The sequence below is a fragment of the Pedobacter alluvionis genome (genome assembly GCF_003664035.1).
In the GTDB taxonomy this organism is placed as follows: domain Bacteria; phylum Bacteroidota; class Bacteroidia; order Sphingobacteriales; family Sphingobacteriaceae; genus Pedobacter; species Pedobacter alluvionis.
This window is the reverse complement of the sequence record NZ_RCCK01000014.1, coordinates 62,221-88,305: the sequence shown is the minus strand read 5'-3', so window position 1 is coordinate 88,305 and position 26,085 is coordinate 62,221. Positions and strand designations below refer to the sequence as shown.

Here is a 26,085-nt window from a genome sequence, read left to right as displayed (position 1 = left end):
TGCTGAACATGGTATCGTATGCCAATTCTGGTATTGATAATTATAAAATAAAGATGAACAACAACCTGGCTGCCAATAACACATCGGTTCCGGCTTTAAGCCTTGGTGAACTTTTTAATGCCTTTGGAACAGATGGCCAGCAGGGGATCAGTGATAATGAGGCTTCATCGCGCTCAGTAAAGTATGGACTAAACATTAACGTCATACAAAAGATCAAAAGTATCTGGCAGATGTTTTTTGAACAGTTCAACAGCCCGATCGTTTACCTGCTTTTTGTTGCTGCATTTGCATCGCTTTTTTTTAAAAACGCATTAGAGGCAATCGCCATATTTATCGTGATTTTGGTAAATGCCCTGATTGGATTTTTTATGGAACTTCAGGCAAGAAGCTCTATGAGGGCGTTGAAAGAAATGGACCTAAGCGTCTCTAAAGTCATCAGAGGCGGAAAAACCATGGAAGTGCTTTCTGAACAACTAACCCCTGGAGATTTGTTGTTGCTTGAAGCTGGAGACATGGTATCTGGAGATGGCCGGGTTATCGAATCAAACGGATTACAGGTGGATGAGTCTGCATTGACAGGGGAATCATTTCCAATCCTTAAAACAAGCGATATTCAGGGGGCAGAAACCGATCCATCATCTTCAGTTAACATGGTTTACAAAGGTACGGCAGTGATGAACGGAAATGGAAAGGTCATTATTACCGGCATTGCCGCGAATACTGAACTGGGCAAGATCAGCGAGATGGTCGGTCGTTCAGCAGCCACTAAATCGCCCTTGGATACCAAAATCGGGAACCTGACCAAAAAACTAATTTACATTACCCTTTTCATGACGGCTTTTTTTGCGCTCACTGCATTTATTGAGGGGAAACCCTGGTTAGAAATTCTGGAAACATCCATTGCGCTAGCTGTGGCTGCCTTTCCTGAAGGCCTTCCTATTGTAGCAACGGTTGCGCTCGCTTTTGGCATGCTGCGCATGGCAAAAAGGGATGCGATCGTGAAAAGACTTTCCTCTGTAGAAACCCTTGGTGGAGTGAACGTCATCCTAACAGACAAAACAGGAACCTTGACCGAAAATAAGATATTCGTAAAAGTGCTGTCCTTCCCCGGAGAAGAAGTACGCGTTTCTATGGAAAAAGGACATCTGGTCTATGATGATAGGGGTATTAATAGAAGTCAGAAAAATTTTGAGCTACTGGTCAAAATCGGTACGCTCTGTAACAACGCCCCCGGTGATCAAACTGAGAAATCTAAGATATCTGGTGACCCTATTGAAATTGCTTTGTTGCGATTGAACAAAGCTGCTGCATTTTCAGGAGAGGGCTCTGCAGAAAACTACCAAAGAAAATCCGAGATTCCCTTCAGCGCTGAAACTAAACTGATGGCAACTGCTGATCTAAAGGGTAACGAATGTTTCATTTCGGTAAAAGGAGCAGTTGAAGGTTTAATCTTAAAGTGTACACATATCCAGTCTGGAACTGGTTTAAATGAAATCACTTCCATTGACCGGGAAAAAATACTTGCCGATGCAGAAGCGCTTTCAGCAGGTGGACTAAGAGTACTGGCTTTTGCCTTCAAAAGCATGAATGAAATCCCCGAAGGAGATTTTATAACAGCGCTAAATTATGTAGGAATGGTTGGATTCTTAGATCCTCCACGAAGTGATATCAAAGGTGCAATAGCAACCTGTCGCTCCGCAGGCATAAAAATCGTCATGATTACAGGTGACCATCCACTCACTGCTTTAAGTATTGCAAAACAGGTAGGTATCACAGAAAAGGAGGATAATGAGGTGATATTGGGTAATTCTCTACCCCAGCAAGATTTATTGGATCAGGAATGGAGGGAAAGGATTCTTTCCACAACTGTCTTTGCCAGAACTTCTCCTAAACAGAAACTGGAAATTGTAGATACCTATCAGAAAGCTGGCTTTCTGGTGGCGATGACCGGCGACGGCGTAAACGATGCACCGGCAATAAAAAAGGCTGATGTGGGGATTGCCATGGGATTAAGGGGCACTCAGGTGGCTAAAGAAACTGCAAATATTGTGCTGAAGGATGATTCTTTCGTATCGATTACCCGGGCGGTTGCCAATGGGAGAGAAATCTTTCAGAATATCCAGCGCTTTGTCATCTATCTGATCTCCTGCAACCTGAGTGAAATTATTATTGTAACCCTACTGGGTTTTCTGGGGACAGGTGCTATCCTTTTCCCGTTACAGATCCTATTTTTGAACATGGTTACTGATGTCTTCCCGGCGCTGGCTCTTGGGCTGGGAAAAGGAGATAAATCGATTATGTTAAAGGCTCCAAGAGATCCCTGTCTTGAAATTATATCTAACCGTAACTGGCTGGTGATTTTGGTTTATGCAGTGCTCATGACGCTTTCGGTTATGCTCGCGATTTTTTTATGCATGAGCTATGTAAGTGAAAAAGTAGAGGTCATCAATAATGTTGCATTTATTACCCTGGCTGCCGCCCAATTGTTTCATGTATTCAATATGTCCTCTTTGCGCTCTGGAATGATAAAAAACGAGGTAACCAAAAACAAGTTTGTGTGGATGGCAATCATATTCTGCTTTTCTCTTATCGCTTTGGTTTATATTTTTCCTCAAAGCCGGCAGGTTCTTAACCTCAATATTATACCATTACAGGCATGGCTCGCCGCAATTTTTGCAGGTACACTACCGCTGATATTGGTTCAACTATACAAGTGGATTTTTGGTAAAAGCCATCAAAAATAATTCAAGCGATGCAATTAGTGCCTACAAAACATAAAACAAAGACGGAACATATAAAATACCTGCTATGAAAAATATACTATTACTGACGGATTTCTCCACTAATGCAAACCATGTTGCAGCCTATGCATACGATTTTGCTAAAAAGATCCAAGCCAATATTACCCTTTGTAATGCGGTGACTATTCCTTCAGAACTTCCAAATGCTGGACTGGTTTTATGGCCAATGGAATCCCCGGAGGTCATCCAGGACCGGAGCGAAGTAAATCTGAATAAACTGAGGTTACACTTGCAGGAGCGGGACCAATCCCATATTAAAAAGCCGCAACTGACTATTGTCAATCAGTCTGGACGCCTTCAGGATGTTGTTGCTGAAATTATTTCAGATAGACCGATAGATCTACTTGCCATGGGCACCCATGATAATAATAACACGGATAGTTTTTTTAAAATGGACCAGGCAAGGCAGATGATCGACGCTCTGCAAGTGCCAGCTTTAATAATCCCTTTAAAATCAAAGTTTGAACCAATCCGCAGTATTTATTTTGCTTCAGACCTCAGCGATCTTCCGGGGGACAGCGTTTTTCTCAGTCAGCTTGTTAAGCTGGCCAGATCGTTTATGGCTGAAATAGCTATAGTTCATATTTCTTCCGCGAAAGCAGATGTAGCAATGAAGGAACAGATCTATGATATGATAAATGATCTCAGGCAGGAACTGGGCTATCCCGGTATACATTTTCGGGAAATAAATGGAGATAACGAGGTATCTACCTTTGAAAAACTGATGACCGAAAAACGAATGGACCTATTGGTAGTAGTTCATCGCGAGCATGGCTTCTTTAGCAGGTTATTAAAGGGGAGTGTGACCAAAAAACTTGCCGGGCAGCTGAGTATCCCAATGCTCATTTTCAATCAGGCGAAATGAATAACATAACTGCTCAATCATCATCTTCTATTTCAGGATTAACATCTCCATTACAGATGACCGTTATCATTTCCCGGCCTAGAATAGTTGAGGATATTTGATTCACATACCGGAAACACAATTATACAACAGTTTGATTTATTAAATTTTACCAAATAAAGTTATGGTTTTTATTTCCGGACCTATTTAAAATTATAATATAACCTATAGAATTCTTATCCGTAAAGCTTATCTCAGTATATCTGTTATAAGACTTAAATCCCAAAATACCATGCAAGAAATTTCAGAAGCAGTAATCGATAAAATAGACCGCTATTGGCAAGCGGTAAATTACTTATCTGCTGGTCAGATTTATTTACAGGCCAATCCGTTATTGCGTAACCTGCTTACACCAGATGACATTAAGCCCAGATTGCTTGGCCACTGGGGTACCTCTCCCGGATTAAACCTTATTTATGTCCACCTGAACAGGTTGATAAAAGATACCGATGCGGATATTCTATATGTGTGCGGGCCTGGTCATGGCGCACCTGCCATCGTGGCCCATACCTATCTGGAAGGTACGTATACCGAGCTTTTTCCTGAGGTAACAATGGATGAGAAAGGCATGCTTAAACTTTTCAGGCAGTTTTCTACTCCCGGAGGAATCCCCAGCCACGTAAGTGCCCACACACCAGGATCAATCAATGAAGGCGGTGAATTGGGTTATTCCCTGATGCATGCTTTTGGCGCTGTGTTTGATAACCCAAACCTGATTGCCGCCTGCGTAATTGGTGACGGAGAGGCAGAAACAGGCCCTCTGGCAGCAAGCTGGAACTCAGTTGCTTTTTTAAATCCTGCAAGAGATGGTGCGGTGTTGCCAATACTTCACCTAAACGGATACAAAATAGCAAGTCCTACCATATTTTCCCGCTTGGATGATACCGCTTTAAGTGAACTTTTTAAAGGATATGGATATGAGGTGTTTTTCGTTGAAGGGGAATACCCGCACAATGTTCACCGTCAGCTGTCTTCTACATTGGATATCGTTTATGATAAGATCAGAAAAATCCAGTACAATGCCAGGGCTGAAGGTATAATCCACCAAAGAAAATGGCCTATGATTATATTGAGAACGCCCAAGGGATGGACCGGGCCCAAATCCTGGAATAATCTGCCTATCGAGGGATCGTTCCGTTCGCATCAGGTTCCATTGGCCGGAGTTAAGGAGAGCCCTGAGAAATTGCAAGCCCTTGAGGCATGGATGCGCAGTTATGAGCCGGAAAAACTCTTTGACGAGCATGGTACGCTAAACGCTGACCTGCGCAGCATCTCGCCCGTTGGAAATAAAAGAATGAGTGCATTGCCTTACGCAAATGGAGGGTTATTGTTAAAGGATCTTATTTTGCCTGACTTCAAACACTACGGCATCAAAGTAGCTCATCCGGGTACGGTTGAAGCTGAAAGTACCAGGAATCTCGGGAAATTTTTGCGTGAAATATTTACCATGAATGCAGCCAATAAGAATTTTAGATTGTTCTGTCCCGATGAAACGAACTCAAATAGATTAGAAGCTGTTTTTCAGGTCACTGACCGCTGCTTCATGGAAAAAATTATCGATACTGACGATAAATTATCTCCGGATGGCAGGGTAATGGAGGTATTGAGCGAACACCTTTGCGAGGGTTGGTTGGAAGGTTATCTGTTAACGGGCAGACATGGCCTGTTCCCTTGTTATGAAGCATTTGTGACGATTGTCGATTCCATGGTTAGCCAGCATGCGAAATGGCTGAAGACCACTCATGAAATCCCTTGGCGCAAACCAATAGCTTCGTTAAATTACCTGTTAACCTCTCATGTATGGAGGCAGGATAATAATGGCTATAGTCATCAGGGACCAGGTTTTATCGATACAGTAGTCAATAAAAAAAGCAGTGTAATCAGGATCTATTTACCGCCTGATGCCAATACCTTGCTATCGGTTATGGATCATTGCTTAAGAAGTAAAAACTATGTTAATGTTGTGGTTGCCGGCAAACAGCCTGAGCTGCAGTGGTTGGGAATGGAAGAAGCTGTAGCGCATTGTGAAAAAGGCGCTTCGGTCTGGGAATGGGCTGGAAATGATTTTGGTGAACCTGAGGTGATCCTGGCATGTGCCGGTGATGTACCCACGCAGGAAACTATCGCCGCAGCGGAAATTCTTCGCGCACACCTACCTGAGCTTCGGGTACGGGTTGTTAATGTGGTTGATTTAATGTCCCTTTCTCCACGGGCATATCACGCGCATGGATTGAGTGAGGAATATTTTGAAGACCTGTTTACCGATGCTGCCCCGGTGATTTTTGCATTCCATGGTTATGTCCGTATTATTCATGATCTGGTTCATGGACGGCCCGATCCCGCACGGTTTCATGTCCGGGGATTTATGGAGGAAGGAACAACCACCACACCATTTGATATGGTGGTATTAAATCAGATGAGCCGGTATCATTTAGCCATGGAAGCGGTCAAACGCGTTCCCCGGTTCCAGCAACAGGCCGATGAGTTTATCCTCTTTTGTGAGGACAGGTTAGCCAGCCATAAAGAATACATAAACGTCCATCTTGACGATATGCCAGAAATAAAAAACTGGCGGTTCAAGGGCACCAGATAATCAGATTTATCTACAGCCTGTATACAAATAAAGAAATATTATGATGAGAGGGAGCAAATTTGGCCCATTTATAATGGGAATTATAATGAAAAAAAAAGATAAGAAATTAGCGGAGGAAGTTAGACTGGCCATCACTACCGATTCCCTTTTAGGTGTAAAGAAAATAGAGGTTTTGGTTGAAGATGGTGTTGTAACCTTAAAGGGATCCGTGGATAGCTACGCCAAAAAACTTGCCGCGGAACATGCCGCGAAGTCTGTGAAAGGGGTGAAGAATATTATTCAGAAAATAGAAGTCCGGTTTTTATTTAAAAGCAACCTGATCGTGTACATGGGGGCAAACCTGGTTCTGGATAGTAAACATTCTTATAAAAATGACAATGACCAGCCTATGGATCTCCTAGGTCCCGTGCGTCCGGATTTTCACTTTGAAAGGAGTGCTAATGAAATCTGGTGAAAAGGGAATTGAAAAGGAGGGAATTGGACCCGGTTTTTCCCGTCGATATTTACGTTTTAGGCTAGGTTTATTGAACTGGATCTCAAGCCGGTATTTATTTAGGGAGGTCTCTAAAAACATGATGCTTTGGCCATATCGCCCCTTGGGAAGATTTATCAAAAAAATCTGTAAAAAGCAGGGTACAATATAGTGGCCATAAATTCATTGGTTTGGTTTTTGTAGGATACTCTTTAGCAAATTGTAATTTGATTCTTATGATAAAAAGCTTCATAATGACAACTTCTTTATGCCCCTATAAAACAATCCAGAAACAAAACGCTTTTTTATGACCAGAACCGAGCTCTTTGGGTATAGCCTCAATGCAGAATATCAAACCAGTGTAGCCTATTTTTCAATGGAATTTGCCATTGACCAATCCCTTAAAATTTATAGCGGAGGCCTGGGTTTTCTCTCCGGATCCCATCTTCGAAGCGCATTCGAGTTGAAACAAAATTTGTTAGGTATAGGCATGCTCTGGAAATATGGCTATTACGACCAGGTAAGGGACAAGAATAACAATATGGTTCCAGCCTTCATTCAGAAAGATTATTCGTTTTTAGAAGATACAGGAATTATCCTTTCTGTTCCGGTACATAGTGCTACCGTTAAAGTCAAAGCATTTTTATTGCGGCCTGCCACATTTGGCACTGCTCCTTTATTTTTGCTGAGTACTGATCTTCCTGAAAATGATGAAGTGAGTAGAAGCATCACTCACCGGTTATATGACCCAAACGAGGCCACCCGGATTGCGCAGTCAATCATTCTGGGGATTGGTGGGGGAATGCTGTTGGATCAGCTCAATCTGCAGCCAGATTATTATCATATGAATGAAGGGCATGCGGTGCCACTTAATTTTTATCTGTATTCAAAGTACAAAAATCTCGATGAGATCAAAAAAAGAATGCGATTCACAACCCATACCCCTGAGCTTGCAGGTAATGAGGAACATGATTATTCGCTATTAAAAGAAATGTCATTCTTTTATCATATACAGGAACATGAAGTTAAATTTGTGCTGGGACTGGAAGGCGAAAAATTCAATTATACGTTGGCAGCGCTCAAGTTTTCTGGCAAAGCGAATGCTGTTTCCAAACTTCATGGGGATGTGGCCCGTGAAATGTGGGGAGGTTATGATGGAATATGTGAGATTGTATCCATTACCAATGCACAGAATCAAAAGTATTGGCAGGATGCTATACTTGCCGGAAAGCTCAGGGCTAGCGATCCTCTTGGTGTAGCAGCGAGAAAAAAAGAAATGAAATCCCTGCTCTTTAAGGAGGTGGCGAACCAGACAGGAAAGCTCTTTGATGAAAATGTGCTGACCCTGGTATGGGCCAGGCGTTTTGCCGCATACAAACGGGCTGATCTGCTGATGCATGACTGGAATCGTTTTGAGAATCTGTTAAAACATTCAAAATATTCTATACAGATTATTTGGGCAGGAAAACCTTACCCTGAAGATACAGGAGCAAACCAGATCTTCAATCAGATTATAGATAATACAAAGGCTTTTCCTAATTGTGCCGTTTTGGTAGGTTATGAGCTCGGCTTATCCTCACTTCTAAAAAAGGGAGCCGATGTGTGGCTTAATAATCCAAAAATGTACCGGGAAGCTTCGGGAACCAGCGGTATGACTGCGGCAATGAACGGCGCAATCAACCTTTCTATTCCAGATGGATGGATTCCTGAGTTTGCTATAGATGGAGAAAACTGTTTTCTTATTGCGCCTGCTGATGGTTCGCTTTCCGAAGAGCAAAGCGATAAAACAGAGAACGCCAACTTAATGGATGTTCTGGAAAAAACGGTTTTACCTACTTACTACGATCATCCATCAAAGTGGTTTGATGTTGTACAAAATGGTATAAAAGGCGTTATCCCTGAATTTGAGTCAGCGAGAATGGCAGAAGCCTACTATAAGCAGATGTACCAACAAGCTGATTAAAAGAAAACACGTTATTTTGGTTTACTTTCATACAAAACGCTAACATCATGATCACCCGCAATCATTAAGGTGACCACCATCATTTCATTTGCTTTAAGCTATACCGACCTTTGTTGTCAGCGTATAGCTTAAACAAATAACAAATGAAATCCATTATCATCATCAACGATCAGAGTCCAGAATCTGAGCATGCTGCGGTATTTGCACTCGTCCTGGCACAACGTCTTGGGGTAAATCTCATCCTCGCTAATTTACCGGCTCTAAAATTAACTACCGAGGAGTATGGATGGACTGAAACCCTTCAAGAGGTCAGGGATGCTGTAGCGGTGGATTCAAAGCTGATGAAAAATCTTCTGAAAAGAAAATTGCTCCATCCGGGATTTAAACCCTTAATTCAGGAATTGAGCTTTTCCTGTGAAAATGGGGATCTATATAGGCTGGCAGGCGAAAATGAAATATTAATGGTAATAAAGGGCTTGGATGAATTTCTGCCCCATGCTTTGCTCAACGTAAATCTTGCCATTAATAATCTGTTACATAAAATTCATGTGCCACTACTGATCGTTCCTTCCTCATGGTCAGAGAATGAACTCAAACGGTTGGTATATTTGACCGACCTGCGTTTCTGCGGTCTTGGGACTGTAAAGTTTCTGGCAAACCTTGCCACCTGTTGGGATGCCAATCTGGTTATCGCACACTCTAGCGCAAGCGGCCTTCCCCTGATGGAGACCAGTCAGGCAGAAGAAGTATTTAATCAAGAAGTCAGCCTAAATGTAGGCTATAACAAACTCTTCCTGAATATTCTGGATCAAGGCGAGTCTATGGATACGCTGGAAGTAGTAGTGAGCGAAATGAAGGCAGATCTCCTGGTTTTGGTTGACCAGCATTTTCATTTTAATTTCCTCACGCAGCAATACTTCAAAGATAAGTGCTCACTATATAATCCTGTTCCCATACTGATTTTTCCTTCTTAAACCTTTTAATTAAAATATTCCACTTATGAATGGTATAAACAGCACCTCCGCAGAGTATCGTCAATATCACGCTATAGCCCGGCATTGGGCATCCGATGTAGATTTTTTTAAGATCGAAACCGTTTTCCTGCACCACCTTTTAGATGACTATTTTATCCGCCTGTCAGGTCCTGAATATCTTGAACCACTAAAAAGTGTTGGCACTAAACTATTGCAACTGGAAAAGGATAAGTACAGTGCGGATATGCATCTGATCGAACACCTCAAAAATCTGGAAGGGCAAACAGAAGACCTGGTGTTTGACCGTGGTGAATTCCTGGCAGACAAGCATGAGCAGATGGAACACGCGATGACCCATCTCACAACGACTTACATGACACTCAAAAAAGAACTTTTTTTACTCATACAGCAGGTTATTAAAACGCAGCAAGAATTATCATAAACTCATAAAAAGCCTTATGTCTTCTGTCCAATTGTGGTGATGTGCAAGGTCAGCCGAAAGGCTGACCTTAATCATTTCGGGAGAAAAGGATTAAGCCGAAGTTTGTTGCTCAAAGATCATGATAAAATTCACCATCCTTTTTAATAAATAAACAGATGAAAAATATTTTCAAAACAGCAAACCGTTCAAAAAGCTATAGAACGGTATTCATTATATGGATGATCTGCCTGCTTATACACATTTCGTTCAATGCGCTGGCGCAGAATCCTGCCATTACTTTTACCAAGGAGGGAGAAAAAGGGGATGCCTTTATTTCTGAGCAGACCAAAGCGCAGCTCCTGGCATGCCAGGGCACGCTGAACTATCCCAAATCTGCGGAACGCTTTTACAAAGCAAAAGGTTATAAACTGGCCTGGGTGGAAAAGCAAAATCACAACAGACAGCTTGCCCCCGCGATGATGATCCTGGACTGCGTAAACCAGTTTGGATTAGACCGGAATGATTTTCATGCGAACAACCTGTTATATAAACAGATTGAAATTCTTTTTGAGGAGCCAGAAATGCTTAGCGGTGCCCAGCGCGCAATCTTTGATGTACTAATGACTGATGCCATGATCACTTTTATGAACCACCTGCACTACGGAAAGTTTAATACATCGTTGACGCCAGCTAAAATTGATGAAGGGGAGCCAGGTGATTTTGATGCCGTTTTCAAATTGGGTCAATTGATGGAGAGCAAAGATTTTTACAATGAGATAGCGAGCGTTCAGCCCATATCCAAAGCATACGGTGATCTGCAAAAATACATGCATCTTGTCCGGGGGCAATACCTGGAGGACAGCTATGAATTTCCTGAAAAAAGCGTCCGGAAAATGACGATCAATATGGAACGCCTGCGTTGGAATACGGGTAAGCCAGGACGAAATCTGGAGATCAATATTCCCGCACAGATTGCGAAACTAAATCTTGCAGATTCGGTATATATATTTAAAACCATAGTGGGTAAGGCCTCATCGCCAACGCCGACACTCGAAAGTTCTATAACATATTTCACCACAGCTCCAGAATGGAAAGTACCCTACACTATTTTTGTGAATGAACTGTTGCCAAAAGCGATTAAAGACGCGGGCTATCTGGACAATAATCATTTTGCTATCTATGATGCAAAGGGGAATTATGTTGCGGTGAGCGCTAAAAAGTTAAAGTACATTAAGGCACATCCAAAAAAATACTTTGCAAGGCAGTCCTCCGGCTGTGATAATGCACTGGGCAAACTGGTATTCCGGTTCGAAAATCCGTATCAGGTTTTCCTACATGATACCCCACAACCGAAATTGTTCCTGGCCAGAGACAGGGCGTTGAGCCACGGCTGCATCCGCGTGGAAAAGGTTGAAAAACTAGCCTCCCTTATCTTATCGGCAGATGGCAACAAAGCAAAAATACCCGTAATGCGTAAAGCAATCTTGGCATATCAAAAAAAGGATTTCGTACTAAAAACCCCGTTATCACTATCTATAAGTTATATCACCTGCGAAATGATCGATAGCCAACTGGTTATCTACAATGACCTTTATGCCCAGGACCGGGCGCTGGAAATGGCTATGTATGGTTATGAAAGGCTCCTTGCATCGGACTTGAAGATAAACCTGAAAGCACAGAACCCAGTTCCTTCACTACAAAGAACCCTCATCCGGTGACCACTCTGAACTAAAGCTTCCCAAACGCTGGTGATACATCTCGTCGCCACTGTGCTGTGTGAATTCGATGTTAAGCTGACCGGTCTCCAGCCCCAGAACTTCGTTGCACATATCTATAAGCGCTATGGAAAGCTTCTTTCTAGTCTGCACACTACGGCCCTGGCGGATGTCACACATCATAATCGCAGCTGGCATAGGTTCATGATCACCGCACCTCCAGATTGCGCCTTCTCCAAGTTCCCTGATGCTGATAGTGATTCGGTTCGCGTCAGCTTTCATGATTTTTGAATAGGTTTCTCCAATCCGCTTCGCCAATAGTTTTTTCACGGCGTAAGGATAATTTCTGATGACTTCTAATTGTAGGTAAGGCATGAGGTGGATATTTAAATGCAATGCCTGAATTGGCTATGCGATATACAAAGTAGGCGATTTACAGTTAATACGTACTGATGCATATCACCATCCTGCATGATTGCCATCATGGCACACCCATGAAAAGCTGCCCACTTTTACATAAATCCTAATAGATCACATATGCAATCCGATACAGATACAATAAGTAGTGCAACTCAATTTTCGAGAACAGAACATGATAGTATGGGCGAAATACAGGTTCCCCAAAACCGTTACTGGGGTGCGCAGACCGAGCGCTCCAGAAATAATTTTAAGATTGGTCCTCTCGCATCAATGCCTTCAGAAATTATTGAAGCATTCGGATTCCTTAAAAAAGCTGCAGCATTTGCAAATCATGACCTGGAGGTATTGTCTGAGGATAAACGCGATCTGATTTCTCAGGTCTGTGATGAAATCATTTCAGGAGAATTGTCAGATGAATTTCCACTGGTAATCTGGCAGACGGGCTCTGGAACGCAATCCAATATGAATGCCAATGAAGTCATTTCCAATAGGATCCATGTACTCCAGGGCAATGAACTCGGAAAAGGAAAATTATTTGTCCACCCCAATGACGATGTCAATAAATCACAGTCTTCAAACGATACCTTTCCTACCGCGATGCATATTGCTGCATATAAAATTTTAATTGATGTTACCATTCCCGGAATTGAAAAACTGCGGGATACCCTTAGGGTAAAATCTGAAGATTTTATGGACATCATTAAAATTGGCCGGACACATCTAATGGATGCAACTCCCCTGACACTTGGACAGGAAATCTCCGGTTACGTATCCCAGCTGGATCATGGTCTGAAAGCATTAAGACATACTTTGGATCACTTATCCGAACTTGCATTAGGCGGAACCGCTGTTGGTACAGGAATGAATACAACCGAAGGATATGATGTTTTAGTTGCAAAATATATTGCAGACTTCACCGGTTTGCCCTTCCGCACAGCGGATAATAAATATGAGGCACTTTCAGCTCATGATGCCATTGTGGAAACACATGGAGCGCTTAAACAGATTGCAGTTTCGTTGATGCATATTGCATCAAACATACGTATGCTGGCCTCGGGGCCAAGATGTGGCATTGGGGAATTACATCTGCCTGAAAATGAGCCTGGCTCATCCATCATGCCGGGAAAAGTTAACCCCACTCAAAATGAGGCATTGACGATGGTTGCCGCGCAGGTTATGGGGAACGATGTTGCCATAACATTCGCGGGTTCAAATGGACAGTTTCAGCTAAATGTATTTAAGCCCGTAATGGCGGCTAATTTTCTGCAATCCGCCAGGTTGATCGGAGATGCCTGCCAGTCATTCAACGAGCACTGTGCCTTAGGTATAGAGCCCAATTATGAGGGAATCAAAAAACACCTCGAAACTTCCCTCATGCTGGTAACCGCCCTCAATCCACATATTGGATACGACAATTCCGCCAAAGTAGCCAAATCTGCGATGGCCGGAAACATTACTTTGCGTGAGGCCGCAGTCAGGCTTGGTATGTTAACCGATGCCCAGTTTGATGAATGGGTACGCCCTGAAGATATGATCGGGGCAATTAAGTCATGAAATACAAATCTATAATGATGCAAACTGTTTCAATGCCCATTCTGAAATCTCAGGGTTTTATATTCATTCTTTTCTTTCTATTCAGTAGCGTTGCTTTTGCCCAACAAAAAGACCAGACCCGATTGAGCGATACGCTTAAAAACTACTCTGCCTATAAAAGAAAGCTCACATTTGCAGGTGTATTGCAAACCAGGTATGTACTCGCTTTAGATAAAAATGTAGACATCAACGGCAAAAACTTTGATCCGGCAACGTCGAAAGCGATCTCCAATACTTTTCTGGTGAAACGGGCAAGGATAATGGTGAAAGGAGATATCAACGATCATTTTTCGGCCAATATCCTGGCTAACCTGGCAGAGTTCAACAGCGATCCGAGCAATAAAGTGCTTGAAAATGCCTATATCAAATATTCGATGAACCAGTATTTTCATATTCAGGCCGGTCAGTTCCGTCCGTTTTTTGGTATTGAAGATGTGATGGCCGTTGACATTATCCGTACGCTGGACTTTTCAAATCAGTACTACGCCTTTGGTAAAAACGGTTGGCAGAGTTTTCAGACAGGACTTTCGATTTTCGGTAATGTAGTTCCCGGAGGTAAAATCAGATACTTTGCGGGTGCTTATAATGGAAATAACAAAAACCAGTCTTCGGATGATAACAATACGAAAAATTTATATGCAAGGCTGGAAACAGATCTGATCAAGGACTTTACCCTGGGGGTAAATGCAGGAACAGGCAGTTTAGGAGGCAGTAGTATCGGCCAGGCCTATGGAGCAGATGCAACTGCAAAGATCCCGTTATCGAGCAAGTTCGATCTCTTGCTCATGGCCGAATACAAAAAAGGTGCGAATTTCCTGGCCTATAACGCAGATAAGCAGGCGATCCGTCCGAATCTGGATGAATATCAGATGCAAGGCTTTTATTTCTTTCCAACCTTTCGCTATAATCATCAAAGCCGTAGGCTCCGGGCGGTTGAATTCTCCTGTCGGTATGAATACTTTGATGAGAATTACAAGCTTGCCAGTAATTCCCGCCAAACGCTTATCCCTAATGTGTCGCTGATTTTTGCTGATGATTTCTACGCGGCACTTCAGGTGGGTGTGGCATTTGACCGGTTTAAAAACCAGGTGCCCTTAACCACAACCTATAACCGTAATCTGGGCTATGTTCAGTTACAAATACGCTTTTAAATAAAACGATCATGAAAGAAATTAATTTAAAATCGCTCATCATTACCGTTTTGGTAGGCGTTGCGATCTGGTTTATCCCAGTGCCTGAGGGTGTGAAGCCTAATGCATGGCATTTGCTTGCTATTTTTGTAGCAACCATTGTGGGGATCATATCTAAAGCTGCATCAATGGGCACCATGGCCATTATTGGCATTACCCTCTGTGCCGCCACCCAGGTATTGGCACCTGGTGATCCGGGCAAATCGATCCTAAACGCACTAAGTGGTTTTGGTAATTCAACCATCTGGCTGATCGGTCTTGCCTTTTTTATTGCCAGGGGGTTTATTAAAACTGGATTGGGAACACGGATAGCATACAGTTTTATCAAGATTTTTGGCAAAAGCCCATTGGGTTTAGCATACGGTCTGAATACAGCCGATCTTATTTTAGCGCCCGCTATTCCGAGTAATACCGCACGTGCCGGGGGAGTAATATTTCCCATCATGAAATCCATTGCGGTAAATATGGGCTCAATACCTGAAAAAGCAGAGACTCACCGTAAAATAGGTGCATTTCTAACTTTGAGCAGTTATAATGCAAATATGATTACTTCAGTCATGTTTTTAACCGCAACGGCAAGTAATCCCATGGCTCAAAAGTTCGCACGGGACCTTGGTGTTACAATCACATGGGGAAGCTGGGCCATTGCAGCACTGGTTCCCGGACTGGTCTGTTTTATTCTGGTTCCATTATTTTTATATAAGGTTTTTCCACCTGAGTTAAAAGAAACCAAAGAAGCTCCTGCTATTGCTGCAAAGCAATTAAAGGAAATGGGGCCGATGACGGTAAAAGAATGGCTGATGGTCGCAACTTTTATTATCCTTTTGGTGCTGTGGATTTTTGGTAACCTGTTTGCCATAGACGCAACAACCGGAGCACTCATCGGCCTTTGTATTTTGCTCTTATGTGGCGTGCTCACCTGGGAAGATGTAAAATCGGAAAAAGGTGCCTGGGATACCATCGTTTGGTTCTCTTCCCTGGTGATGATGGGATCATTCCTGAATTCTTTAGGGTTCATCGGATGGTTTGGACAGCTTGTGGGAGGCCAGATGACGGGCCTCAGCTGGCAGCTTGCTTTTCCGGTGATCATATTAGTCTACTCTTATTGCCATTATATGTTCGCCAGCGCTACAGCTCAGGTTGCAGCAATGTATTCAGTGTTTTTGGCTGTAGGTATTGCCGTGGGTGTACCTGGGACAATGCTCGCCATATTCCTGGGTGCATGTGCCTCATTAATGGGATCGCTTACACATTATGGCCATGGTCCGGCACCGATATTTTTCGGAAGTACTTACGTTGATTTGAAAGACTGGTGGAAGCAAGGCTTTTTTATGAGCGTACTCTTCTTATTGGTTTGGTTTATCGTGGGCGGTATGTGGTGGAAAGTTATCGGCCTTTGGTAGGTAATAATCAGCACAAAATTTTTGAAAACATTCAACTATGAAACAAACAACGTTAATTTATAAGCTCGTCATGGCTACCACAGGACTTTTCCTGTGCTTTTTTCTCATCATCCATTTATTGGGGAATCTTCAACTTCTTTCGCCACCTGAGCTGGCACGGGAGCAGTTCAACTGGTATTCTCATTTATTGTCTGGGAACATCCTGATCAAGATCATCTCTTATGTATTATATCTTTCCTTGATCGCTCATGCAGTTTATGCCTTAATCATTACCCGGGTAAACATCAAAGCGCAGGGCAGCAAATATGTTTACGATAAACGCAGCAAAGTCAGTTCATGGAACAGCCGGAACATGGGAATATTGGGTACCATTATTCTAATCTTCCTGATTATCCACTTTAAAGATTATTGGTACGTTTACAAGTTTGGAAACCTGCCGCTGGATGCAAAAGGAAATAAAGATCTCTATACTATTGTAATCACTTCTTTTCAGCAAGGCTGGTATGTGATTCTATATGAACTCTCTTTCATCGCCCTTGGATTTCATTTACTTCATGGTTTTTTTAGTGCTTCCAGAACGCTTGGGCTATATCACCGCAAATATGCAGTTGCCATCCGCGTTGTTGGGTGGATCTATTCCCTGGCCATCACCCTGGGTTTTATGTTAATACCCATTTACATTTATTTTAATCTCAATTCATAATGATAGACGCTAAAATTCCTGAGGGAAATCTTGCTGATAAATGGAGCAATTATAAAGATCGCTCTAAGCTGATCAATCCTGCCAACAGAAAAAAACTGGATATCATTGTCGTTGGCACCGGCTTGGCCGGTTCATCCTGCGCAGCAACATTAGCAGAACAGGGATACAATGTTAAATCTTTCTGCTTTCAGGATTCTGCCCGCAGGGCGCACTCTGTGGCTGCACAGGGTGGAGTAAATGCGGCAAAGAATTATAAAAATGATGGAGACAGCGTTTACCGCATGTTCTATGATACGATAAAAGGTGGCGATTTCCGCTCCCGGGAAGCCAATGTCTATCGGCTGGCAGAATGTTCGCTTGCATTGATCGATCAGGCTGTTGCTCAAGGCGTGCCCTTTGCCAGAGAGTATGCAGGTTACCTGAGCAACCGCTCATTTGGTGGTGTTCAGGTATCCCGGACATTTTATGCCCGTGGACAAACCGGACAACAGTTACTGATCGGAGCTTACCAGGCAATGATGAGACAGGAATCATTAGGCAAAGTTAAAACCTATACCCGGCATGAGATGCTAGATCTGGTATTGGTTGATGGTAAGGCAAGGGGTATCATTGCCCGAAATCTGGAAACCGGTAAGATTGAACGGCATGCCGCCAATGCTGTTGTATTGGCAACCGGAGGGTACGGCAAAGTTTATTATCTCTCTACCCTTGCCATGGGCTGCAACACTTCAGCCATCTGGAGAGCACACAAAAAAGGAGCATATATGTCAGGGGTGAGCTGGATCCAGTTTCATCCAACATGTTTACCGCAAATTGGTGAAACCCAGTCAAAATTAACCCTGATGTCTGAATCGCTTCGGAATGATGGTAGGATCTGGGTGCCCAGGAAAGCAGGAGATGACCGGGTACCTAACGAAATTCCCGAGGAGGAAAGAGATTATTACCTGGAGCGGCGTTATCCCACTTTCGGTAACCTTTCCCCAAGGGATATTTCTTCAAGGGCAGCAAAAGAACGAATTGATGCCGGCTGTGGCTTAGGCCCAATGAAAAATGCGGTTTGCCTGGATTTTTCAAAAGCATTAAAAGAACAGGGAAGAGATAAAATTGAAGAGAAATATGGCAACCTTTTCAGAATGTACGAAAAGATAAACGGTGTTGACGCCTACAAAGAGCCTATGCTGATTTCACCGGCTGCCCATTTTACAATGGGTGGTCTTTGGGTAGACTATGACCTGATGACTACCATTCCCGGGCTATTTGCTTTGGGTGAAGCTAATTTTTCCGACCATGGTGCCAACCGCCTTGGGGCAAATTCACTTTTGCAGTCCTGCGTGGACGGTTATTTTATCGCTCCCTACACCATTCCAAATTTCCTTTCCACAGAACTAAAGAGTGAAAAGGTGACTACTGATCATCCGGCATTTGCAGAAGCAGAAATGGTTATCAGAGAACAGCTGGATAGGTTTCTAAATGTTCAGGGACATCTCTCCGCCGATCATTTTCATAAAACGCTTGGTAAACTGCTTTATGACAAATGCGGTCTTTCCAGAACTAAAGAAAGTTTGGAACAGGCTATCATCGAAATTGAGGCACTTAAAAAATCATTTGACCATGACCTGAAAATTACGGGTGATGATCAGGTAAATTCCGAGCTTGAAAAAGCAGGACGCGTTTCAGACTTTCTGGAACTGGGCATATTGATGTGTTATGATGCCCTCCAGAGGGAAGAATCATGTGGTGCGCATTTCAGGGAAGAATTCCAGACTGCGGATGGTGAAGCTGTTCGGAACGATGAAGATTTCTGTTATGTTTCTGCCTGGGAATGGAAAGGTGAGGATCGTGAGCCAGTGTTACATAAGGAGCCACTGGTGTTTGAAACGGTAAAATTAACAGTAAGAAGTTATAAATAATATTTAATAAGAATTTATCATGAAATTATACTTGAAAATCTGGCGTCAGGAGCACAGGGAATCAAAGGGAGATATGGTGAGCTATGAAGTTGAAGGAATTTCCGAGCAGATGTCTTTTTTGGAAATGCTCGACCTTTTGAACGAGCGGCTGATAAAAAAAGGAGAGCGGGTGATCGAATTTGACCACGACTGCAGGGAAGGGATATGCGGGGCCTGCGGGATGATGATAAACGGCAGGGCACATGGGCCGTTGAGTGGAACTACAACCTGTCAACTGCATATGCGCAGTTTCAAAGACGGAGAAACAGTTTATATCGAGCCATTCAGGGCGGCGGCCTTTCCAGTTTTGAGGGATCTTAAAATTGACCGTTCTGCTTTTGACCATATTATTCAGTCTGGTGGTTATGTATCAGCTTCTACCGGGCAGGCGCCAGAATCCAATAGTATTCTTATTGCTCATGATACCGCAGAAGCCGCCTTTGATGCCGCAGCCTGTATTGGCTGTGGGGCATGCGTGGCGACCTGTAAAAATTCTAGCGCTGCGCTGTTCACATCGGCCAAGATATCCCATTTGGTACTATTGCCACAAGGCAAGCTGGAGTCTGCCGATCGCGTAATTAAAATGGTTGGCCAGATGGATGCCGAAGGTTTTGGACATTGCTCCAATACAGAGGCCTGTGAGGTAGAATGCCCTCAGGAAATATCGGTCCTGCACATCGGGCGGATGAATTATGAGTACAATAAAGCACTGGCGTTAAGAAAATAGTTTATGTAAATAAGTAACTTAAGTCGTTTCCAATTGAGTATGCCACTCTGTAAAACTACTCACCAAATCACTCAATTTTTTTATGCGATTTATCGCATGTTTTGGTGTTTTCTGCAAACGAAAAAAAGGATTTCAATCATTTGATTTTTAAGTTTTTTAATGCTATCTTCTGTGATCCCTATGCGACAAAACTCGAATCATTTAACAAATGATTTGAAGTTGCTCACGGAGATTAGGTCGACTGGTGAGCTTCATTTTAAGGAATGAAACACATCTGTTAACTGACTTTATGAGGTTGAATCGCTAAACTTCCTTTTTAGATGATAATACCGAAATAACAGGCGGTCATACCATAGGGCAACCAGCAGCATTACAACAGGAAGTAATAATATTTTTAGCTGAAAATGCTGATATCCCAGTCCACCCAACATTCCGCCTAAAAAGAATCCGCTTATGATCATGGTTTTAAGGAAAATACTCATGCGTATTGATTTATGTACAGCGTTTTCTTTATAAAACAATAATTGAGAAAGTTCTATACCTAAATCTGTGAAAAGTCCCGTCAGGTGAGTGGTTCTCACCACAGACTGCGAAACTTTGGTTACCAATGCATTTTGCAGGCCCATCGAAAATAATAAGGCCGAAGCTATAACTGATGGATACTTCTGGTCCCATGTAGAAGCTAAAAAGCAGGTCAAACTTATGGAAAGCATGATGCCGATTTCCAGAGAGATGGGGAAAATATAAGAATTGTGGGATCTGTATTTTGATGCCCATTTAATAATCAGCCCTGATATAAAGGCACCGAATAAAAAAACAGTATATAATACAGATAGGTAAAAGCCATATTATAGTTCTTCAGGAAAAGCTGTTCAGAGAAAAACGCAAAATGTCCGGTTACATTCGTTGTTAAGGTATGTACCGACAAAACCCCGGAGATATTTACAATCCCTGCCACAGTAGATAAGATCGAGGCTAGTTTTAGATTATGGGAATAGGTATGGCCTTTCCCTTTGTGTCTGAACATCTGTAGATTCTTTACCCGCTAATTTACAAAATTCAAATGCAATCCCATTTAATAATGGTCTCCGTTTATATTTTGTATGCAGGAATCCGGATTCTGTAAAATGGTTTTCAACAGTTTTTCGTACATCTAATTACAGGCTAAAAGAATCACGTTTAAAAATGCCAGGAACTTGTTATCCGAAAAAAAGTTTAATATTAGTTTACCGATTGCTAAAACTTAAGGGGTAAATAGCTAGTGGTTTATCCAAATTAAACTATAGTTTTGTAGCGTATGCGGGCAATAACCTGCTACACTATAACTTAAACAAGTAAACCCGAACAAATCGGGTATGTTAGTTTATCAGACCGAACGGGCAGGGAAGTAATGCGCCATTAGTGCCTATCGTTTCTTTCAAATAATACTTAGTTTTGTGGTATGAGTAACGTTAACCAACATTCTACATTTTGGGAACTATTGCCGCTGAAAGGCTTGGGGCCGATACGTTTTTTGACGGATAAATCAGCGCTACAGACATATCACGATGAACTTGGTTCGATCACGGCAGAAAGAAACGAAAATTTTCAGCAGCAGAAACAGGAACTATATGATACCTATAATCTGTTCAAAGAATTCTTCAGTCAGGACGATTTAAATAATGTACTTGAAGCAATGCAGGTTATCGGAGATAGCCGTGATGATATTTCGAGGGTGTTCATGGACTCTGGAATATCACTGGAATATAAAGCCAATCAATTGGTGGAGGTTTTCGCTGACGATAGGGCGAAACGGTTGCATTTTCAAGGCATGCCCCTTTTTGCTTCAAACCCGACACAATTGGTCATGTACATCAGCAAGCAATTAAATGAAATCCCTTGTATCAAGGATGAGGAAATTGCTTTCCCTGAGCATAATCTCTTTTTATTTTCATTCCTGAGTGAGCAGCCAGGTGGTGCATACCAGGAGGGGAGAAGAAAGGGTAGAACGGTTAGCTGGTGGAATACAGCAAGGCCCTTTGGCGAGGACTTATCTGGTTATCGTCCCTTAGAACTGATTTGAGATAAAGCATTTAGCGCAAGCTCATTCTTTAACCCTTCTAATGCTGTAATGTTGGTTCCCGGACATAAATTTCAGGTCCGCCTGGCTGTTGTAGACGGATTTCTTTCAGCAAACCAAATATCCCTTTGAATCCGGCAAACAAGACGCTGTGCTCCACAAGGGGTACGTCAATTAAAAATGTTCATTTTTATATTGAACTACAGCTTTTAAAATAATAATCATCGAAATGTCATTGTGGCCGGAGATTTGCAGGGTGGTAGCTAAATAAATAACCCTCTTAATATGATCAAAAATGTCCTGTTTACACTTCTAACTATCTCCCTCACATCAACAATTTTCATTTCCTGTACAAAGTCAGTTGACGAAAAGCTGGAAGACCTCAAGAAAGAAAAGCTTGCTTTTGAAAAGAAAGTAGCGGCAATTAAAAACGATAGTCTTAGGCAACAAGCCAAAAAATTTGGAGGAATGCTTTTCTGGCTGCAGGAAATTGACCTTGAGAACGAACGTCCGCCAAAGGATACGGTATATGATGAAAATCCATTCGTGATTCTCAACGATTATGGTTCTACAAGCGATTTGGCGAATAATTATTTAGACGGCATCATAGTAGAAAAGGACGAATCTCGTGGCGATAAAATTGAACTCAAACTTCATTATCCCTACGTGCTTCCATTTGCCCAAAAGGCATCCTGGAAAAGTGTGAAATTTAATGACAACTCCAGCACAGACATTATTGAGGATGAAAATGACTCCCTCATCAACAGACAAGTGGTAAGAACCAATTGGAATAACGAGGAAGGATTCGACATCCTTTATCCCGATGAAAAATCCTATTCAGCAAAGCCCGTTTCCTTAAACGGTTCTGTTGAAGCACAAGTCCCTAAAGCCATCTTAAAGTTTACTTTCGCCAGCAATGAAAGAGGCGACACTAAAGAGCAGAATGGCATCAAAGTGAAACTAGCAAAAGTTAAAGGGCATGCGGTAAGTATAGAGGTTGAAAATCCTAATAAAACAGACCCTGCCGTGGATACCGAGAAAATGGATTTAGTAACCATTTTGGCAACTGACAAAGCGAAAAAGTTTTTGCACCAAAGTGGATCTTCCAGCGGTTCAGGCGAAATGTTTGATTTTTACAAAAAACTTTTAAATGAGGTTGTAGAAAATCCTGAAAAGGTAACGAATTTAGAAAAGGATCTGGACAAAGAGCAACGTAAGTATGATGAAAAGCATAAAAATATGTCATACTATTCCGCTTACTTTAAAGGCACGGTAGATGATGTGGTGGTTTACGTGATGGATTATTCAAAAGCTACCATTCGGAAAAAGAACTTTTCGTTGCCGGTTTATCCATTTAAGGCAGAGGAAAGAGCTTACAACAGCACCGCGCCTTACCAGGAAGTATTTGAGATTCCTACTTTTGCCACAGCTTACGACCCTGCAGTGAGCAAACTTTTAAGTGCTAAAATGGAGTTGTCTGCTGGTGAACTCCCTGGTAAAATCAAGATTGATCAAACTTCCATAACATCTTCCTCATCAGCAGGTGATAAAGAAAAATGGCAGGTGAGTTTTGAATATCCGGAGATGATGAGCTCCCTTTTTATTAATAACATGTTCCGGTACGATGGGGTTAAAGAGGCCGTCTTTTTTGAGGAGAAGGACGGAAAACAGATAGCTATTCCTAAAGACTCTATCGACTACAATAATGGCGAGTTTAATGGCACCAACCCAATAGTTGACTTTGGCAGTTCCAGCGTAAATTATGATCCTGCCCGTTTGCCTGCCAAAGCGAAATATTTAAAGGGATTGATCCGGGTTAATCTTGCAGATATCGCCAGGTCAAGTTATCCAGTTAATAAACTTCCTGCGGGCATCACTGTTTCCGGAAACAAAGTGATGGTAAACGAAGCGATTGTGAAAGACAAGATTTTTGTGTTTGCTAAAAATGCTGCCGGAAAGTATCTAAAAAAAATCACCTCCGTGAGTTTTAAAAGAGATGACAATCCGGGACGGGAAATCAATGTAGACTACTATTATGGAAAACCGTATTTAATAGAATGTTATACAAAAAAAGGAGATCACCTGGCTGACTATAAATTTGAAGTGAAACTAACATACGAAGAGCATAAAAAAGAGGAAAAAGCAAAAGCAAAATAATTACAAGTGGTTATATGAGCATGCTAGCCACTATTATTGCAACTGCGAGTCCTGAATCTTTACTGAAATGCTCCTTTAAGAACTTGCTGGCCTGGAATAAATGACTGTTTATCGTTTTTGGACCAATGCCCATAATCTGCTCTACTTCTTTGTAGGATTTACCTTCAAGTTTGCATAAAGTAAATACTTGTCGGCGTTGTGGTGGCATCATGGCCACAGCTGCCCTGAGCAAGTCAGAATTTTCTTTAATTAGCAAATCTTCTTCAATATAGGAATAGAGTTCTGTGCTGGTTTGGATGATGTTGAGCTGCATTTTGGTGTCGCGGGCTGCTTTACGGTAATAATCGTACACCATGTGCTCGGCAATACGGAAGAGATAAGCCCGAAATGATTTTTCCGGATCAATCTTTTCGCGGTTTTCCCATATTTTCAGGAAAAGATCCTGAAGCAGATCTAAAGTGAGTGCTTCTGATTTCAGTAATTTGAATAAATTAGCAGTGAGTGGCTTTTTGTAGCATTCATAAAGCTGAGCAAAGGCATTTTTGTCTCCTTTCTTTAATAAAAGGCTGAGTTCTCCCTCTGTAAGCTCATTGTTTTTCATTTTAGTTGCCTTTGGTTATCATTTTGATGCCGGAATAGTCACCTTAGAGGATAATAGTTCTTCAATTATAGGGATTAAAAATTAATTATTAATTTTTTTTCATTTCAGACTAAGTACTTTTTCCTTTTCGGACGTATTGGTTAAAAAGAGATCTTGAAAAACTTTAACCATATCACCAAACTTTATCAAAAATACCTTAACAATGCCTGTAATCCGCAGGAGTTGCAGGAATTGTTGCATCATTTTGAGGATGATGAACCAAATGCGGAATTGGTTCAAATGATCAGAACTGAACTGGAAAAAGATGACGAACGTGATGTCGCTCTTCCTCAGGTACAGGCCATCCTTTCGAAGTTAGATGAATCGATGCAGGTAAATGTAATCAATCCGATAGCAAAACGCCGATCTTTCTTTACAACCAGCATGCGGTATTGGTCGGCTGCGGCCTTGCTGTTCCTGTCGCTACTGTTGTATTACGGCAAGGAGCGCCTGAATATTTTCGGTACTTATACTTCAACATATAAAAATGATATCCCGGCTGGAGGCGATAAAGCCTACTTAACCCTGGCCGATGGAAAACGAATTGCATTAACAGATTCGATGATAGGTACAATCACTCCGGCGCCAGGATTACGCATCAGCAAGACTGCAAAAGGTCAATTGCGTTATGAACTGGCTAAAGGTGCTTCAGGCAAAGGTTACAACACCATTACTACACCTAAAGGTGGTAAATATGAGGTCATCCTTGCCGATGGTACGCATGTTTATTTGAATGCGGCTTCATCACTTCGCTTTCCAACTAGTTTTACTGGTGTTGCTGAACGACGGGTGACTTTGACCGGTGAAGGCTATTTTGAGGTGTCCCATCGTGATGGGCAGCCTTTTTATGTGCAGAGCGGCAAGCAATTGTTGCGTGTATTGGGTACTCATTTTAACCTCAAAGCTTATCCCGATGAGCAGTCGGTAAAGACCACCTTGTTACAAGGATCAGTTGAAGTTAGCAATTCAGAAGGCAGCAATGCCGTGTTAAAACCTGGTCAGCAATCTCAGCTGGATCAGGGGAAGCTGAAACTGGCGGAAGTAGATGTTATGGCTGCTACCGACTGGCAGCGTGCTGAAATAAATTTGAAAGCTGAAGACTTTCAGTCGACCATGAGAAAAATTGCACGCTGGTATGATGTGGAAATTGTTTTTGATGAAACCGCACCAGGCGACCTAACCCTTGGCGGCTTGGTATCACGCGATAAAAGCCTTGTAGCAGTTTTAAAAGTAATGGAATTAACAGGTAAGGTCCATTTTAAAGTGGAAGGGAGGAGGGTAACTGTGATGAGATAACTCTACTTCTTTCACAGGCCTTAATTGAAAAGGCCAGAAGTGCGCTAACACCTCTGGCTTAATTATTATGGTCTGCCTTTGCCAACAAATTTCTGAACATATCAA

General features: G+C 42.3%; 21 protein-coding genes. 17 read left to right on the top strand and 4 right to left on the bottom strand.

Going from position 1 to position 26,085, the window contains the following annotated elements; all coding sequences use genetic code 11:
• Positions 1 to 53: 53 nt before the first annotated feature.
• The 8 genes from BCL90_RS19870 to BCL90_RS19835 all read left to right on the top strand — a co-directional run bounded on the left by BCL90_RS19870 (position 54) and on the right by BCL90_RS19835 (position 11,846).
• Complete coding sequence (locus BCL90_RS19870; protein ID WP_121287281.1) at positions 54 to 2,744, top strand: cation-translocating P-type ATPase; 2,691 nt, start codon at positions 54 to 56, stop codon at positions 2,742 to 2,744.
• A gap of 64 nt (positions 2,745 to 2,808) precedes the next feature.
• A complete protein-coding gene (locus BCL90_RS19865) occupies positions 2,809 to 3,666 on the top strand; it encodes a universal stress protein (protein WP_121286397.1) in 858 nt (285 codons plus the stop codon).
• Positions 3,667 to 3,937: 271 nt separating this feature from the next.
• Positions 3,938 to 6,298, top strand: coding sequence for a phosphoketolase family protein (locus tag BCL90_RS19860; RefSeq protein ID WP_121286394.1), 2,361 nt, complete (start codon positions 3,938 to 3,940; stop codon positions 6,296 to 6,298).
• Positions 6,299 to 6,383: 85 nt separating this feature from the next.
• Complete coding sequence (locus tag BCL90_RS19855) at positions 6,384 to 6,752, top strand: BON domain-containing protein (RefSeq protein WP_121287279.1); 369 nt, start codon at positions 6,384 to 6,386, stop codon at positions 6,750 to 6,752.
• A 325-nt stretch (positions 6,753 to 7,077) separates the two neighbouring features.
• Positions 7,078 to 8,733 carry an alpha-glucan family phosphorylase gene (gene glgP, locus BCL90_RS19850; protein WP_121286391.1) on the top strand — a complete coding sequence of 552 codons (1,656 nt, stop codon included), beginning with the start codon at positions 7,078 to 7,080 and terminating at the stop codon, positions 8,731 to 8,733.
• A 143-nt stretch (positions 8,734 to 8,876) separates the two neighbouring features.
• Positions 8,877 to 9,707, top strand: a complete 831-nt coding sequence (locus BCL90_RS19845; RefSeq protein WP_121286388.1) for an adenine nucleotide alpha hydrolase family protein — start codon at positions 8,877 to 8,879, stop codon at positions 9,705 to 9,707.
• A gap of 25 nt (positions 9,708 to 9,732) precedes the next feature.
• Positions 9,733 to 10,149 (top strand): hypothetical protein, encoded by a 417-nt coding sequence (locus BCL90_RS19840; RefSeq protein WP_121286385.1) that lies wholly within the window; start codon positions 9,733 to 9,735, stop codon positions 10,147 to 10,149.
• Positions 10,150 to 10,304: 155 nt separating this feature from the next.
• Positions 10,305 to 11,846 (top strand): L,D-transpeptidase scaffold domain-containing protein, encoded by a 1,542-nt coding sequence (locus tag BCL90_RS19835; RefSeq protein ID WP_121286382.1) that lies wholly within the window; start codon positions 10,305 to 10,307, stop codon positions 11,844 to 11,846.
• Here BCL90_RS19835 and BCL90_RS19830 read toward each other — a convergent pair.
• Complete coding sequence (locus BCL90_RS19830) at positions 11,823 to 12,218, bottom strand: tautomerase family protein (RefSeq protein ID WP_121286380.1); 396 nt, start codon at positions 12,216 to 12,218, stop codon at positions 11,823 to 11,825. The two genes, BCL90_RS19835 and BCL90_RS19830, sit on opposite strands and share 24 nt — an antisense overlap.
• A gap of 162 nt (positions 12,219 to 12,380) precedes the next feature.
• On the opposite strand from BCL90_RS19830, the gene fumC reads away from it, so the two are divergent.
• From fumC to BCL90_RS19800, 6 genes are read left to right on the top strand one after another with little or no spacing between them, the layout of a single operon-like run.
• Entirely contained in the window at positions 12,381 to 13,817 is a 1,437-nt protein-coding gene (gene fumC / locus BCL90_RS19825; RefSeq protein ID WP_121286377.1) for a class II fumarate hydratase, read from the top strand.
• A complete protein-coding gene (locus BCL90_RS19820) occupies positions 13,814 to 15,007 on the top strand; it encodes a porin (RefSeq protein WP_121286375.1) in 1,194 nt (397 codons plus the stop codon). The genes fumC and BCL90_RS19820 overlap by 4 nt, the downstream gene beginning before the upstream one ends.
• A gap of 11 nt (positions 15,008 to 15,018) precedes the next feature.
• The gene (locus BCL90_RS19815; protein WP_121286372.1) at positions 15,019 to 16,449 is read left to right on the top strand and encodes an anion permease; all 1,431 of its coding nucleotides are present in this window, start codon (positions 15,019 to 15,021) and stop codon (positions 16,447 to 16,449) included.
• Between the two features lie 37 nt (positions 16,450 to 16,486).
• Positions 16,487 to 17,152, top strand: a complete 666-nt coding sequence (locus BCL90_RS19810; protein ID WP_208529937.1) for a succinate dehydrogenase cytochrome b subunit — start codon at positions 16,487 to 16,489, stop codon at positions 17,150 to 17,152.
• Positions 17,152 to 19,062 carry a fumarate reductase/succinate dehydrogenase flavoprotein subunit gene (locus BCL90_RS19805; protein ID WP_208529938.1) on the top strand — a complete coding sequence of 637 codons (1,911 nt, stop codon included), beginning with the start codon at positions 17,152 to 17,154 and terminating at the stop codon, positions 19,060 to 19,062. Before BCL90_RS19810 ends, BCL90_RS19805 begins: the two co-directional genes overlap by 1 nt.
• Positions 19,063 to 19,081: 19 nt before the next feature.
• A complete protein-coding gene (locus BCL90_RS19800) occupies positions 19,082 to 19,828 on the top strand; it encodes a succinate dehydrogenase/fumarate reductase iron-sulfur subunit (protein ID WP_121286363.1) in 747 nt (248 codons plus the stop codon).
• Positions 19,829 to 20,115: 287 nt separating this feature from the next.
• Here BCL90_RS19800 and BCL90_RS19795 read toward each other — a convergent pair whose 3' ends face one another.
• Complete coding sequence (locus BCL90_RS19795; RefSeq protein WP_244095159.1) at positions 20,116 to 20,610, bottom strand: YoaK family protein; 495 nt, start codon at positions 20,608 to 20,610, stop codon at positions 20,116 to 20,118.
• Positions 20,611 to 20,612: 2 nt separating this feature from the next.
• A complete protein-coding gene (locus BCL90_RS26045; RefSeq protein WP_244095154.1) occupies positions 20,613 to 20,855 on the bottom strand; it encodes a DUF1275 domain-containing protein in 243 nt (80 codons plus the stop codon).
• A gap of 414 nt (positions 20,856 to 21,269) precedes the next feature.
• On the opposite strand from BCL90_RS26045, the gene BCL90_RS19790 reads away from it, so the two are divergent.
• Positions 21,270 to 21,890 (top strand): hypothetical protein, encoded by a 621-nt coding sequence (locus BCL90_RS19790; RefSeq protein ID WP_121286361.1) that lies wholly within the window; start codon positions 21,270 to 21,272, stop codon positions 21,888 to 21,890.
• A 282-nt stretch (positions 21,891 to 22,172) separates the two neighbouring features.
• Positions 22,173 to 24,044 (top strand): hypothetical protein, encoded by a 1,872-nt coding sequence (locus BCL90_RS19785; RefSeq protein WP_121286357.1) that lies wholly within the window; start codon positions 22,173 to 22,175, stop codon positions 24,042 to 24,044.
• 10 nt (positions 24,045 to 24,054) lie between these two features.
• Here BCL90_RS19785 and BCL90_RS19780 read toward each other — a convergent pair whose 3' ends face one another.
• Positions 24,055 to 24,645: an RNA polymerase sigma factor gene (locus tag BCL90_RS19780; RefSeq protein WP_121286354.1), complete on the bottom strand. Its 591-nt coding sequence runs from the start codon at positions 24,643 to 24,645 to the stop codon at positions 24,055 to 24,057.
• A 153-nt stretch (positions 24,646 to 24,798) separates the two neighbouring features.
• On the opposite strand from BCL90_RS19780, the gene BCL90_RS19775 reads away from it, so the two are divergent.
• Positions 24,799 to 25,980: a FecR family protein gene (locus BCL90_RS19775; protein ID WP_121286351.1), complete on the top strand. Its 1,182-nt coding sequence runs from the start codon at positions 24,799 to 24,801 to the stop codon at positions 25,978 to 25,980.
• The last annotated feature ends 105 nt before the right edge of the window (positions 25,981 to 26,085 follow it).

Coding starts and splice junctions, on each gene's coding strand:
- BCL90_RS19860 (WP_121286394.1), top strand. CDS start 3,938: ATGCAAGAAATTTCAGAAGCAGTAATCGATAAAATAGACCGCTATTGG.
- fumC (WP_121286377.1), top strand. CDS start 12,381: ATGCAATCCGATACAGATACAATAAGTAGTGCAACTCAATTTTCGAGA.
- BCL90_RS19780 (WP_121286354.1), bottom strand. CDS start 24,645: ATGAAAAACAATGAGCTTACAGAGGGAGAACTCAGCCTTTTATTAAAG.
- BCL90_RS19865 (WP_121286397.1), top strand. CDS start 2,809: ATGAAAAATATACTATTACTGACGGATTTCTCCACTAATGCAAACCAT.
- glgP (WP_121286391.1), top strand. CDS start 7,078: ATGACCAGAACCGAGCTCTTTGGGTATAGCCTCAATGCAGAATATCAA.
- BCL90_RS19835 (WP_121286382.1), top strand. CDS start 10,305: ATGAAAAATATTTTCAAAACAGCAAACCGTTCAAAAAGCTATAGAACG.
- BCL90_RS19820 (WP_121286375.1), top strand. CDS start 13,814: ATGAAATACAAATCTATAATGATGCAAACTGTTTCAATGCCCATTCTG.
- BCL90_RS19845 (WP_121286388.1), top strand. CDS start 8,877: ATGAAATCCATTATCATCATCAACGATCAGAGTCCAGAATCTGAGCAT.
- BCL90_RS19855 (WP_121287279.1), top strand. CDS start 6,384: ATGAAAAAAAAAGATAAGAAATTAGCGGAGGAAGTTAGACTGGCCATC.
- BCL90_RS19815 (WP_121286372.1), top strand. CDS start 15,019: ATGAAAGAAATTAATTTAAAATCGCTCATCATTACCGTTTTGGTAGGC.
- BCL90_RS19810 (WP_208529937.1), top strand. CDS start 16,487: ATGAAACAAACAACGTTAATTTATAAGCTCGTCATGGCTACCACAGGA.
- BCL90_RS19870 (WP_121287281.1), top strand. CDS start 54: ATGAACAACAACCTGGCTGCCAATAACACATCGGTTCCGGCTTTAAGC.
- BCL90_RS26045 (WP_244095154.1), bottom strand. CDS start 20,855: ATGTTCAGACACAAAGGGAAAGGCCATACCTATTCCCATAATCTAAAA.
- BCL90_RS19790 (WP_121286361.1), top strand. CDS start 21,270: ATGAGTAACGTTAACCAACATTCTACATTTTGGGAACTATTGCCGCTG.
- BCL90_RS19840 (WP_121286385.1), top strand. CDS start 9,733: ATGAATGGTATAAACAGCACCTCCGCAGAGTATCGTCAATATCACGCT.
- BCL90_RS19800 (WP_121286363.1), top strand. CDS start 19,082: ATGAAATTATACTTGAAAATCTGGCGTCAGGAGCACAGGGAATCAAAG.
- BCL90_RS19805 (WP_208529938.1), top strand. CDS start 17,152: ATGATAGACGCTAAAATTCCTGAGGGAAATCTTGCTGATAAATGGAGC.
- BCL90_RS19785 (WP_121286357.1), top strand. CDS start 22,173: ATGATCAAAAATGTCCTGTTTACACTTCTAACTATCTCCCTCACATCA.
- BCL90_RS19830 (WP_121286380.1), bottom strand. CDS start 12,218: ATGCCTTACCTACAATTAGAAGTCATCAGAAATTATCCTTACGCCGTG.